The following is a 12,667-nucleotide window of genomic DNA, read 5'->3' as shown; positions in this document are numbered from 1 at the left end:
CGCGGCGACTATTCAACGGCGCTCGGATTCCCCCGCGCTTCTCGCCGCCCATGCCTTTGCCTGGAGCGTCGCCAGGCGTACGAGATCGCCCTGGGCCACGTTGATATCGATCAGGTGCAGCCCCCAGCCGGTGTTGCCGAAAAAGGCGCCCGGCAGTTTGTCGATCAAGGCATCGCTTTCAGGCGAATCGATCGAAACCGCCAGATAGCGGGCGCCACTGCGTTCCACGCAGCGTCCGTGTACCCGCCCGGGCACCGCATAGAAGGGCGTGTCGATTGCCTCGTTGCGGGCCCGGTCGCGGAACGGACCGGCGTTGGCGTCCGTGGGCTTGAGGATCAGGCGAAACACCGGCGGATAGCCGGTCGGCAGGCGCGCATCAAGGCGCGTGCCGCCGTTGACGAGTTCTGCCGGATTCACGCACAGCGCCTGAGTAGCGGCAGCGTCGGTGACACCATACTTGGGCGCATCCCCCAGGGCCGGGTCGTCGCGACTGAAACTGCTGTAGCCGACCACGCAGTGGATATCGTTCGCCGTGCGGCATGCCGGCGTATGCCGAAAGCTGGTATCCGCCTGGGCCGGTACGCGGGCCACGGCAATGTTCGCTCCCGGAATATGGGCGGCGACGAAATGCCGAGACAGATAGGCATCGGGCTCGATCACGTCGCGAATCAGGCGCATGAGCAGCTCCGAGCCCTGGGAATGGCCGATCAGGATGAAGCCCCGCCCGTCGTTTTCGCCCACGAACTGCATGAAGGCATCGACCACGTCGGCATACGCCATGGCATAGGCGTCCTGCTTGGCGGGCGACGTCATGCGCTTGACGCCCGGCACCATGTCGAGCGCCATCAGGCTGAGCGTGGACTGCCGATAGACCGGCGCGTACACATCGCAGGCGCGCTGATACAAGGCGGCCTGGATTTTCGTAATCGCCACGGTTTCGTCGTCGGGGGTGAAGTCGGCGTTCGCACCCATTTCCATGCTGGCGGTCGGGTACACATAGAAACAGGCCACCGCCGACGTGCGTTCAAAATCGGTATCCAGCGGCTTGAGCGTGCCGTTGGCTTCGACCGCGGTCGCCCGCGTATCGCTGCGACACACGTTATTGGCCAGCGGTTGCGCCGGGTGGCAAAGCCAATGCCGTATCTCGCTGTAGTTGCGGCTGTGATAACCCCGATACGGATTCTCGCCCGGCGAGGCTGCACGGGCCATATAACGGGCCGTCGCCCTCGCCTGTTCCGCAAGCGCATTTTTTGACGGCGTATCGTTGTCACGAATGCAGGCTGACAGGGAAAGCATCGCGCACAGCACGCCGGAAAACACAGCGCACCGGCAGATCGGATTAAGTGAAAACACGGGCGTGGAACACTCCCTGCAAAAACAAAGATATGAAATTTCAACCGATCTTGTAAACGCGCTCGCGACGCTACGACAACCGCATTGCAAGCCACGCCTACGATTTGAAGCGATTGCGGGCGGCACCGCATGTGCACGCGAAGTGTCGCTTATCGCATATTCAAGACCTTGTTATAGTCGAAATCGGTTCTGTCCCGCAGTCGGGTACGATACGACCGTTTGCCGCCGGTTTCGGCAGAAAATGTCTTCGACAAAAGCGATCTCGTGTGAAAAAAGAACTGGTTTGTTCGAGCCGTGGCCCTGTAACGATCTTCTCGCGCCACGTCGTACTCAACGACTTCGCTGACACGCTGCTTTCGGGTCTGCCCGAAAATTTCGAACTTCCGCAGCCCGTCGCCATTATCTGCGGTATACACAATAATTATCGAAGGGCAGTCTATAAGAACCATTTCACCATCGCCATTCAGACCGAACAGTTGCTGGATGAGAACGGTGTCGCGCTTTGGGGGCTGCGCCGACCGCGTATTCATAAAACGCTTCTCAAACACCTTTTCCACGCCGATCTGTTGCTCGACCTGTCTGTGAGCAACCGGCCGGCGTATCGCTGGTGCCCGGGCCTGCTCAAGCGACGCTTGCGTTTCGGGCCTTATATCTTCCCTTCGCGCGCTCCAGAATACGTCCCGGCAACCAGCCCTCGTGGCGTTTTCATCGGCGAGTTGAGCGACCGGCGCCGGGCCATGCTCGAAAGCCTGCCGGCCGACACCGTCGATATCGTTTCCGGGGGACTCTACGGCGCAGCGCTCACTGCTGCCATCACGAAACACCGCGGTATCGTCAACGTGCACAACGAAGCCGGGGTTTATACCGAATATCCACGTCTGCTGCTGGCACTACATGCCGGCAAGCCGGTATTTTCCGAACCGCTGTCGAAAGAACTGCTGGCAGGTCGCCACTACTTCGACCTGAACGCTACGCCTGATGACGACGAACTCGCCGAGGTCTACACCAACATGGCAGCGCTGCTTACATCGGACTATTCGTTTGCCGACTTCCTACGTCAGAACGTCCCCCCCGCCTGACTCGCGTGATCCCAGCTCTCTACGGCCACTCATGCCCCGTACGGCGGCTCGTCGAGACGTCTCAGCACCTCGGCCAACGCGTCTTGCCAACGCGCGCAGCGAAAGCCGAAGACGCGATGAAAGTCGCTGGCATCAAGGCGGGAGTTGGCCGGCCGCTCGGCAGGCGTGGGGTAGTCGGCGCTGGGGATTGAAATGACCTCGACGCCGGTGCGGCCCCCGAGCCCGGCCTGACGAAAGATCTCGCGCGCGAAGTCGGCCCAGTTTGTCGCATTTTCGCCCACCAGGTGAAATATGCCGTAGCCCTCATCGCGGCCCTGTGCGAGCGCCGTGGCGGCTGCCCATACGCCGCGCGCTATATCGATAGCGCTGGTTGGGTTGCCATACTGATCGGCGACTACATGCAGCGTGTCGCGCTGCGCGCCCAGGCCCAGCATCGTCTTCACGAAATTCCTGCCGAACGGTGAAAAAACCCAGGCCGTGCGAATGATCAGCGTGCGATCGCAGCGCGCTATCGCCGCCTGTTCGCCGGCCCGCTTCGTGCGTCCGTAAACGCCGAGAGGCGCCGTTGCATCGTCCGGCGTCCAAGCATGCGTGCCCGTACCGTCGAAAACATAATCGGTGGATAGATGGATGAATGCAGCGCCGGCCGCCTGCGCGCCCGCCGCCAGTTCGCCTACGGCCTGCGCGTTGATCCGCCCGGCCAGATCGGGCTCGGATTCCGCCCGGTCGACCGCGGTATAGGCGGCTGCATTAACGACGATTGCCGGTCGGCGTTCGGCGACCTGACGCGCGAGCCCCTCAGCCTCGGCCAGGTCGATTTCAGGCCGCGCCAGCACGTCCAGCTCAAAGTCCGGATGCTGGGGCGCCTGTTCGCGTAGCGCCGTCGCGACCTGGCCGTTTCGGCCAATCAACAGCAAGCGCGTCACAGGCTTCCCCGTCGGCTGCCGTTGTCGCGGTCGCGAATGGGGCCCCACCACCAACGGTTGTCGATGAACCAGTCGATCGTCGCGGCCAGCCCGCTTTCGAAGCTGTGTTCAGCACGCCAACCCAGCTCGCGCTCGATACGGGCCGGGTCGATCGCATAACGCCGGTCGTGGCCGGGCCGATCGCCGACGAAGCGCACCTGTTCGAAGTAGCCAACGCCATCGCCTCTGGGCCGACGGTCATCCAGCAGTACGCAGATTGCACGCACCACCTCGATATTACTGCGCTCTTCGCGCCCGCCGATGTTGTAGCTGCGGCCCGGCGTGCCCTTTTTCAGCACCGCTTCGAGTGCACGGGCATGGTCTTCCACGAAGAGCCAGTCGCGCACGTTCGCCCCCTGCCCATACACCGGCAGTTCCCGCCCATCGAGAGCGTTCAGGATGGTCAAGGGAATGAGTTTTTCGGGGTAGTGGTAGGGGCCGTAGTTGTTCGAGCAGTTGGATAGCACGACGGGCAGACCATAGGTTTCGTGCCAGGCACGTACGAAATGATCCGATGCGGCCTTGGAGGCCGAGTAAGGCGAAGACGGCGCGTACGGGGTGTCCTCGGTGAACATGCCGTCATCGAAGTCGAGGTCGCCAAACACCTCGTCGGTGGAAACGTGATGAAAGCGAAAGTTCGCACGGCGCACATCGTCCAGCTTCAGCCAGCGGCGACGCGCCGCCGACAGCAGCCGATACGTGCCGACCACGTTGGTCTGAACAAAGGCTTCCGGCCCATCGATCGAGCGATCCACATGGCTTTCTGCCGCCAGATGCATGATCGCATCGATATCGTAGCGTTCGAGCAGCTCATCCAGCTGCCTCTCATCCTCGATATCGCCTTGTTCGAATGTGTAGTTCGCCGCGCCTTCGCAATCGCGTAGCGATGCGCGGTGCCCCGCATAGGTCAGCTTGTCCAGACAGAGCACGAAGTCCTCGCCCTGGGCCACCAGTTGTCGAACGACGGCCGAGCCAATAAAGCCGGCGCCGCCAGTCACCATGATGCGCATCTATCGGCCTCGATCGAAGGGGGTGCGAAAGTCAGCGAATGACCCGGCGCGGCGATCCTTGTCGGATAATTGCGGCGGCGTGCCCACATCGGGCCATGCAATGGCCAGATCGGGGTCATCCCAACGCAAAGCGCCTTCGGTGTCCGGTGCGTAGCCGGCATCGACCTTGTAGGCAATCAGGCAACGTTGCTCGAGGGTCATGAACCCATGGGCAAAGCCGGCCGGCACGAACAGCTGGTTGCCCTGTTCGGCGCTAAGCTCCAGGCCTAGCCAATCGCCATACGTCGGCGACTGCGCTCGAATGTCGACGACCACATCGTAAATACGGCCGACCACCGACCTCACCAGCTTGCTCTGAGCTTGCGGCGGGGCCTGGAAATGCAGCCCCCGAAGCGTGCCCACACGAGTCGAAAGCGACTCGTTGTCCTGTACCGGTTCGAATTCGATACCGTGCGCGGTGAGCGCATCGCGCTTGAAGGTCTCGCAAAAGTAGCCCCGCGCATCACCAAACCGAGGCGGACAAATCTCGTAAACTCCATCCAGTGCCAGCGGTCTTATATCCATTACCGTTGCAGTGCCTTCACCCGTGCTCTCAGATAGCGCCCGTACTCGGACTTGCCCAGCGCCTCGGCCCGCGCGAGCACACCTGCCTCGTCGAGCCAACCCTGTTCGAACGCGATTTCCTCCGGGCATGCCACCTTGATCCCCTGGCGATGTTCGAGCGTACGCACGAACGACGACGCCTCATGCAGACTATCGTGGGTACCGGTATCCAGCCAGGCATGGCCGCGACCGAGGCACTGCACGGTCAGGTCGCCGCGTTCGAGGTAGCGACTATTGATATCGGTGATCTCCAGCTCCCCGCGGGCCGACGGCTTGAGCTCGCGTGCGTATTCGAGCACATCGTTGCCGTAGAAATACAAACCGGTGACAGCCCAGTTCGAGGCCGGCACCTCCGGCTTTTCCACAATCGACAAGGCGCGGCCGCTTTCCGGGTCGAAATCCACGATCCCGTAGCGATGCGGATCCGACACCCAATAGGAAAAAATCGTTGCGCCAGCGGACCGGGCTACAGCGGCCTGGCAGAGCTGACGCAGTCCCTCGCCATAGAAAACGTTGTCCCCCAGCACGAGGCATACATTGTCGGTGCCAACGAAATCGCGGCCAATGATGAATGCCTCGGCCAGGCCATTGGGCTGTGCCTGCTCGGCAAAACTGAACGACACGCCAAACTGAGTGCCATCGCGAAGCAAGCGCTTGAACAACGGCAGGTCGTGCGGCGTCGAAATCACCAGAATCTCGCGAATGCCGGCCAGCATGAGCACGCTGAGCGGGTAATAGATCATGGGCTTGTCGTATACCGGCATCAACTGCTTGGAGACCGCCTCAGTCACCGGATACAAGCGTGTACCGGAACCGCCCGCCAGCAAAATACCCTTCACGAGGCAAGCGCTCTGCAGGACGGATTCGCACGCATCCGGAAAAGCCGTGTAACCGCCCGGCGGTACTCAAAACACTTATTCCATTCGACGAAATGCACCCTTGTCCTCCCTAGCGAAATCGCCCGTCACCACTGGTCTCATAAACCGAACCGGACATGCCTCACCCGACCGTCTGCCGACTCGACCAGCGACGAAAATCCGCCCACTCGATAATGGGCAGATTGTCGACAAGCGCGGCAAAATCGTCGAACGTCGCATGCGCTAACTCGGCGCTCATGTCGGGCACGTGAACAGGTCCTCCGGTTCTTCGCATCACGCCCACGCCCTGATCGATACGAATAATCCGGAAATCCACGCCTTCAGCGTGGGCGAGTTCAACCGCTGCCTTCCAGCAATCACCTGTCCAACTGGCTTGCAGCCGCGGCACGTGCTGCTGCTTCCAGTCAGAGGGCAGCAGATCGTGAAAAGCGATATAGCCCCCTTCGCTCAGCACGGCAAGGGCGTTAATTGCGTCTGCACGCACCTGAGCGTATTCATGTAGCCCGTCGATGAAAACGACGTCGAAGCTGTCCTCGTTCTGCGCAAAGAACTCGTCGCTGGTCATGCGGTGAGTGCCGCCCCGCGCCGGGTCCACGCCGGTTTTGTATTCGGCACATACAGAAAAGAACAGCACATCGTCATCGCAGCCGATTTCGAGATAGCGAACCTCGGGGCGCGCGATCATACGCACGCATTGATTCACAGCTGCCAATCGGTTGAAGGGTGTATCACGCCATCGCCAGTCAATTTTTTTATCGCTCGCACATCCAGGAAATCGCTGCTCCGGCGTCGGCTTGTTGCCTGTCCCAAGCCATCGCTTCACTTTTTTCCTCAATCCCATAACGTCATCAACCCCTTAGCTTCGGATGGTCGCCCTGGCCTTATCGCCGTAACAATAGCTTTGTCATTTATCGTGCCCAACGCATGCCCCCTTGAATGTAAACTATCGATCGGTCCAGGCACGGCGGCGGGACAAGAGCCTGACTAAGGCACGGGCAAGGCGGCGATGCCGAAACCTGAAGCCTCTCTGCAAAATTTGGGTCAACAGCCGTGCCCGCAGAGTCCCGGCGCTGAATACGGAAATGTCCGACGTCGACATCGCGGGATAGGCCCGCTGCTTTCCATTCCTGAACGCCCGCCACGCATCGCGCATGGCGTAGTAGCTCTCGTCCTGATTTCCAGGGCTGAGGTGGCGTACGTGGAAGTCGATTACATAAGCCGTCTGACCGAGCATATCGGCCACGAAACACAACTCCGTGGCATAGAAATGAAACCCCTTCAACACCTTGTTGACGGCAAGATTAGCGCTGCGCCGAACCACGAAGAAGTTCTCGTCCAAGCCATAGGTTCTTGCCGGAAAACGTCCGACCCGCCGGTTCGCGCCGTGTGGATCGGTGATGCGAACGGCGAGATTCAAACGATCCAGGCTTCGCCCTGCGTTGCCGCAGATCGCCCATAGCGGATCTTGTGAGTTCAACTCGGCCAGACAAGCGTCCAGAACCTGTCTGTTATCGAAATCCGCGCGCACGTCCTGGTGTACAAAAATAATGAAACGGCCCCGCGCCGAATCGAGAAACGCGTTTATGCCATCGAAACCGTCGTAACTATTGCCGGCCGTATTATCGACATATAAAAATTCACAATCGGCGGTCGTGAACCCGGCCTGCTCGAAGGAACATCGACAAGCGTCGTATTGTTCCAAATCCGTGACCAGAGTGCATATCGAATACGCATAATCGTAGGAAGCATCGGGCGTAATTGCGGTTGGCGGCAAGATGGGCTCCGTGTGTCAGGCGATTTCTAGCCGCGGGGGAGTCGATTCAGATTGACATCAAGACTATAACGTTGAGTTCGAGGGTTGGTGTACTGCGCTAGCGCTGCAGGCAGGGCACGCTCATCCAGCTCGCCACCCCGGCAGTGTGGTTTGCGCGCCCCGACGCGTATACCGCGAGCGGCCCCGACCCATGCATCGTAAAAGGCGATACGTCACGTACTGCAAGCGATGCGGCGCGCGGAAGGTATTGCTGGGCATGGGGCTGACCCGCCAAGCGGTGCGAGCGGATGGAATCGAAAGGTCGATAGGCCAATGGGCCGATGGATTCAAGAATCGACGCATTTTGCCGATCGATAAGTAGACGGTTATTCAGTAGCGTGAATCCGGCGCACCTAAGGCTATGGGTACCTCCGGCTTCAACCCAAGCGCGTTGAGCGCATTAGCTGGTGGCGACTCTTAGCATTTCCACGGATACCCACCTTGCAACCGCATCGTTTGAGCACAGCCCCGCTCTATCGTAAGCGGCAAGTCCATGAACCCCACGTGCTCTGATGCCCAAGCCCTACCCGAAGACACTTACGGCAGAACACACCGACATCATACGCGGTCGCCAGATCCATGCCGTGAAGCTGAGTACCCTGCGCGGACTGGTTAGCTTTCTCGTGCCCGCTATCGTCACGGGCCTGCTGTTTTACGAACAGTGGGGGATGATCGCGATAGCTTGGGTGCTTGCCGTTCTCGTGGTATTCCCTACCCGGATGTGGATGCTGCGCCGTGCGACGGCACGGGGACCGGTTCCCCTGCCGGCCCGGAGCATCCGGCCGGTCATCATCGCGACAATAATCAACGCGACGCTGCTCGCCAGCTTTCCTGCCTGGGTCATCGTGCACGCCGACGGGCTGGCGCTGGCCTACATACTTTCGCTCTATCTGGGCACGTACTGGTCGGCGTCATTCACGCTCACCGCACTGTTTCCCGCGGCGTTTTCTTTCACGATCACGCATTGGTTGGTCACGGCCACGGTGCTCTGCATCGCTGGCGTGGACTGGGAACGGGCCGCCCTCATCGTGCTGTTTGGCACCGGCGTTATAGCGGCGCTGACCATCACCCGCCAGCAGTCGGCGCTGTTTCGCGAGTCGGTGGTCCAGGAGCTGGAACTGGCGAAAAAAACAGAAACGATCGAGTTATTGCTCAAGGAACACGAAAATCAGTCGAGTGACTGGCTCTGGCAGACCGATGCCGCGCTGCGCGTGGACCAGCCGTCGTCGCGCTTCCTGCAGGCGATGGCCGAGCAAACCCTCGCCGGCAAAACGATTACCGACCTGTTGAAGCACCCGGGCATCGACTTCAACAGTGAAGCGCTGGCCGACCTGGAAGCCAATCTCATACGGCGCCGCTCGTTCAGGGACGTGGTCATCCCGCTGTCGGTGGGCGCGCGCGCGGTGTGGTTTTCGATATCGGGCCGGCCGATCTACGATGCAAAGAACCGCTTCGCCGGCTATCGCGGCGTGATGGCGGATATCACGGATACACGGCTTGCCCAGGCGCGGGCAGCACACCTGGCCCAGCACGATGCCCTCACCGATCTGCCCAACAGGGCAAACTTCAGCACCCTGTTGCGCCGCTCGCTGGCACGCGGGCGTGCGTTCTCCCTGCTAAGTATTGATCTGGACGGCTTCAAGGCCATCAACGACAACTTCGGCCATACCGTCGGCGATGCGACGCTCGTCGAAATCGCGCGCCGTCTGCAGGAGAACGTCGGATCGAAAGATGTGGTCGCACGCCTGGGCGACGACGAGTTCATCATCCAGATCTGGTCGCTGGAAATCGAGCAGATTGAAACGCTGTGTCGCCAGCTCATCGATGCAGCCTGTCGCCCCATGCTCGTCGATGAGCAGACGGTGGTCGTCGGTGCCAGTATCGGCGTGGCCCTGGCTCCGGCGGACGGGGCCACCAGCGCCGAGATTCTCAAGAGCGCGGACGCGGCCCTATATCGAGCCAAGAACGACGGCCGGGGCACATTCCGGTTCTTCTCGCCGGCCCTCGACAGCGAACTCCAGCTTCGACAGCAGGTCATACAGGAGCTACGCACAGCGCTCACCCGCGACGAGCTCGTTTTGCACTACCAGCCGGTATTCGATGCACAAAACGGCGCGATCACCGGCGCTGAAGCGCTCATCCGTTGGCCTCACAGCGAGCGTGGCATGATCTCGCCGGCCGAGTTCATTCCGCTGGCCGAAGAAAGCGGGCTGATCCTCGCACTCGGCAACTGGGTCATCGAACAGGCGTGCCGGGAAGCCGCCAGCTGGCAGAACGAGCGCCGCATATCGATCAACGTATCGCCCAGGCAATTCAGCGATACCGACCTGCATACCCGTATCGTTACCGTACTCGAACAAACCGGGCTCGCGCCCAGCCGGCTCGAGATCGAGGTCACCGAGACGGTATTCATCAAGGAGCCACAAGTCGCGCTCGACATGCTGTGCCGGCTGCGCGCGCTCGGTGTGCGCGTTGCCCTCGATGACTTCGGCACCGGCTATTCATCGTTGAGCTATCTTCGACTGTTCCCGTTCGACCGCATCAAGATCGACCGTGCCTTTGTACAAGACATCGGCCAACGCCAGGATGACCAGGTCATCGTCCATGCCATCGTCGATATCGCCACCGGGCTCGGCATGAAGATCACCGCCGAAGGCATCGAGTCCCGCGAACAGGCGGACTATCTTGCAGACATCGGCTGCCACGAACTGCAGGGATTTCTGTTCGCGCGGCCGGCCCCAGCCGGCGAAACGCTACGCGCCGCGGACCGCCACACCCGCCCGCTCACGCAGCTCGCCATGCAGCAAACCCTGTTCAACCCGTAATACGAACCGTCAATCGCAGCGTGCTTCAAGAAATCGCTGCACACCCTGTCGTGGCTGCGCTGGCGTGCTCGAACCGGCCGGCGACCACAGCCACACCGGCGGCACTGTCGCCATCAACAGCGCCGACCCCGTGGCGATCGCGGGGCGTCTGACCGTGAACCGCGACGGCCTGACCTTTGCCATGAATGCCAAGGCCCGTCGGCTGATCGCCACGGATGCCGTCTATATCGAGGGCGGCACGCTCACGCTGGATTTAGACAGCACCAACACGCCAGCGGCCGGCACCCGGCTGACGTTGCCAAGCGGTGAGAACCTCGCCGGGCGCTTCGCCCGGGTCGACAGCGGCAATACCGCCGTCGAACTCAGCTATAGCGCGGACAGCGTGATCGCGACCATCCAGTAGACGACTGCACCTACCGATAAAGCCGGCGACGCGTACTGCGCTGCCGGCTTTTTTGCGATCAGAACACACGCGGTATCAGCGGCCACGGCGGGCCGCGCTAGCGCAGCCCGCGGTCGACCTTGAGCAACGCCCGTAGCCGGATGAGGTAGAGCGCAATCATCGCCCCCACCAGCACCAGGCCCACGCGCAGCGATGTCACGCCGTGCAGGGCATGCGCCAGCCCGTGCCCAACGCCAATCAACGCACTCGCCCACAGCGTGGAACCCAGCACCGTGGACACCAAGAATCGACCAAACGGCATTCGGTGCAAACCGGCCGGCACCGAGACCATCGAACGCATGCCCGGAATCAACCGGCCGACGACGATCATCGCATCGCCATAGCGACGAAACAGACCGCCCGAGCGGTCGATATCCGCCGGCTTGATCAGCAGCCAGCGACCCGGCCCGGTCAGGAATCGCTTGAGACGGACCTCGCCGACCACGCGGCCGAGAAAATACAGCGGCAGCGTGCCGAGGACCAGGCCCGCAGCGGCGGCGGCGATGGCCATCGGCACCCGCAGCGCGTGTTGATCGAAAAGCGCCGCAGCAAACGGGATGGTGGCTTCGGCCGGCAGCGGCGGCATGAGATTGGACGCCGCCATGACCGCAAGCAGATAGATATAGCCTTCGAGCGAGGCAAGGCCTAAAGCCGTCAAAAGCATGAGCAGAGCGCCTCGCCCGGATGGATAGGGCGCGGATTATGAACCGATTGCCGGCGCGAATCGAACCCGCGCGCAGCCGAACCGATTACCGGGCGTCGCATGTCGTACCCGTACATCCTTTCAGGGCCATGCGCACTCGAACTTCGCGGCCAAGCCGAAACTTCCCGCGCAGCAGAAGATACTCGGTACTCAGTGCGCACGGCATGGTGAGCTAGGCAGGCCCGATGGGTACGGACACTCATCGGTACTTGATCCGGCACCAGCACAGCCCACCGGCTCAGTCGTTTTCAACGCTATCGATAGATAAACGCTGGCGCCGGTCCGTCTTTCCTTGCAATGTTTTCAAGGCCGCTGGCCTGAGCGCGCGTGATTTCGCACACGCGTTATGAATTAAAAATCATCTATTTCTGGGCCGGATCGATAAAACACGGCTGCCTGCGGCCGATATGAACACTATCAGTTCTGCCAGCGCGCGCAGTCGGGGCCCGCTCCGCGTGAATGGCATTCGACGAGGCAATCACATGGACCTGGTAATGAACGCGCGCCGCACAACCGCGCACCGTGCGTTCTGGTTAATGACCCGGCGCGTGACAATTCTCGCTGCGAGCGTGGATGCCATTTTCCTCGTGTTTTTCCTATGGTCCGGCCCGGCCTACATGGCCTGGATCAATCTGCTCAGCATCGGGCTGTACATCACGGCCAACCGACTGCTGGCCTATCGATACAACACCCCTGCCCTGTGGCTGATCTGGCTGGAGGTCACGGGCCATGCCGTGATCGGCACGCTCGCGGTGGGCTGGAACGCCGGTTTTCACTATTACCTGGTGATGTTCATCCCGGCGATCATGGTCAGCGGCTATATCTCTCGTATCGTCGTGCCGCTGGCGGCGTTGTTCAGCATCTACGTCGGCATGTATCTGGCCTCCAGCTACTACGGCGCGCTGTCGCCGATCGCCGGCCATGCCCTGCTCATGCTCTACCTGTTCAACGTCACCGTCTTTTTCGCCATGGCCAGCTATACGGCGCGTTTTTTTT

General features: G+C 61.1%; 11 protein-coding genes and 1 pseudogene. 4 read left to right on the top strand and 8 right to left on the bottom strand.

Annotated elements, in window-relative coordinates:
* Positions 1-12: 12 nt before the first annotated feature.
* The gene (locus tag C84B14_RS00060) at positions 13-1,209 is read right to left on the bottom strand and encodes a DUF3089 domain-containing protein (RefSeq protein ID WP_353221342.1); all 1,197 of its coding nucleotides are present in this window, start codon (positions 1,207-1,209) and stop codon (positions 13-15) included.
* 410 nt (positions 1,210-1,619) lie between these two features.
* On the opposite strand from C84B14_RS00060, the gene C84B14_RS00055 reads away from it, so the two are divergent.
* On the top strand, positions 1,620-2,432 hold the full coding sequence (locus C84B14_RS00055; protein ID WP_353221341.1) for a hypothetical protein: 813 nt from the start codon (positions 1,620-1,622) through the stop codon (positions 2,430-2,432).
* A gap of 29 nt (positions 2,433-2,461) precedes the next feature.
* On the opposite strand, the gene rfbD is transcribed toward C84B14_RS00055, so the two are convergent.
* The 6 genes from rfbD to C84B14_RS00025 form a co-directional block, all read right to left on the bottom strand.
* On the bottom strand, positions 2,462-3,358 hold the full coding sequence (rfbD, locus tag C84B14_RS00050; protein WP_353221340.1) for a dTDP-4-dehydrorhamnose reductase: 897 nt from the start codon (positions 3,356-3,358) through the stop codon (positions 2,462-2,464).
* Positions 3,355-4,407, bottom strand: coding sequence for a dTDP-glucose 4,6-dehydratase (rfbB, locus tag C84B14_RS00045; protein WP_353221339.1), 1,053 nt, complete (start codon positions 4,405-4,407; stop codon positions 3,355-3,357). Before rfbB ends, rfbD begins: the two co-directional genes overlap by 4 nt.
* Positions 4,408-4,971, bottom strand: coding sequence for a dTDP-4-dehydrorhamnose 3,5-epimerase (rfbC, locus tag C84B14_RS00040; RefSeq protein WP_353221338.1), 564 nt, complete (start codon positions 4,969-4,971; stop codon positions 4,408-4,410).
* On the bottom strand, positions 4,971-5,849 hold the full coding sequence (rfbA, locus tag C84B14_RS00035) for a glucose-1-phosphate thymidylyltransferase RfbA (protein ID WP_353221337.1): 879 nt from the start codon (positions 5,847-5,849) through the stop codon (positions 4,971-4,973). Before rfbA ends, rfbC begins: the two co-directional genes overlap by 1 nt.
* A 160-nt stretch (positions 5,850-6,009) precedes the next feature.
* The gene (locus C84B14_RS00030) at positions 6,010-6,729 is read right to left on the bottom strand and encodes a class I SAM-dependent methyltransferase (protein ID WP_353221336.1); all 720 of its coding nucleotides are present in this window, start codon (positions 6,727-6,729) and stop codon (positions 6,010-6,012) included.
* 102 nt (positions 6,730-6,831) lie between these two features.
* Positions 6,832-7,662, bottom strand: coding sequence for an acyl esterase (locus C84B14_RS00025; protein WP_353221335.1), 831 nt, complete (start codon positions 7,660-7,662; stop codon positions 6,832-6,834).
* 551 nt (positions 7,663-8,213) lie between these two features.
* Here C84B14_RS00025 and C84B14_RS00020 point away from each other — a divergent pair.
* Complete coding sequence (locus C84B14_RS00020) at positions 8,214-10,526, top strand: putative bifunctional diguanylate cyclase/phosphodiesterase (RefSeq protein WP_353221334.1); 2,313 nt, start codon at positions 8,214-8,216, stop codon at positions 10,524-10,526.
* Positions 10,527-10,590: 64 nt separating this feature from the next.
* Positions 10,591-10,929, top strand: a complete 339-nt coding sequence (locus tag C84B14_RS00015; RefSeq protein ID WP_353221333.1) for a hypothetical protein — start codon at positions 10,591-10,593, stop codon at positions 10,927-10,929.
* A gap of 97 nt (positions 10,930-11,026) precedes the next feature.
* Here the strand turns inward: C84B14_RS00015 and C84B14_RS00010 are convergent, their stop codons facing one another.
* Positions 11,027-11,632 carry a DedA family protein gene (locus C84B14_RS00010; protein WP_353221332.1) on the bottom strand — a complete coding sequence of 202 codons (606 nt, stop codon included), beginning with the start codon at positions 11,630-11,632 and terminating at the stop codon, positions 11,027-11,029.
* A gap of 587 nt (positions 11,633-12,219) precedes the next feature.
* Here C84B14_RS00010 and C84B14_RS00005 point away from each other — a divergent pair.
* Positions 12,220-12,667 (top strand): annotated as a pseudogene (locus tag C84B14_RS00005) (GGDEF domain-containing protein); the annotation flags it as partial.

It is taken from the genome of Salinisphaera sp. C84B14 (assembly GCF_040361435.1).
In the GTDB taxonomy this organism is placed as follows: domain Bacteria; phylum Pseudomonadota; class Gammaproteobacteria; order Nevskiales; family Salinisphaeraceae; genus Salinisphaera.
The sequence above is the reverse complement of the archived record's forward strand: the minus strand, read 5'-3'. Positions and strand labels throughout refer to the sequence as shown.

Excerpts from the sequence above, each read along its gene's own strand:
- C84B14_RS00060 (WP_353221342.1), bottom strand. The coding sequence starts at position 1,209 with ATGGCCCGTGCAGCCTCGCCGGGCGAGAATCCGTATCGGGGTTATCAC.
- rfbB (WP_353221339.1), bottom strand. The coding sequence starts at position 4,407 with ATGCGCATCATGGTGACTGGCGGCGCCGGCTTTATTGGCTCGGCCGTC.
- rfbC (WP_353221338.1), bottom strand. The coding sequence starts at position 4,971 with ATGGATATAAGACCGCTGGCACTGGATGGAGTTTACGAGATTTGTCCG.
- C84B14_RS00030 (WP_353221336.1), bottom strand. The coding sequence starts at position 6,729 with ATGGGATTGAGGAAAAAAGTGAAGCGATGGCTTGGGACAGGCAACAAG.
- C84B14_RS00020 (WP_353221334.1), top strand. The coding sequence starts at position 8,214 with ATGCCCAAGCCCTACCCGAAGACACTTACGGCAGAACACACCGACATC.
- C84B14_RS00010 (WP_353221332.1), bottom strand. The coding sequence starts at position 11,632 with ATGCTTTTGACGGCTTTAGGCCTTGCCTCGCTCGAAGGCTATATCTAT.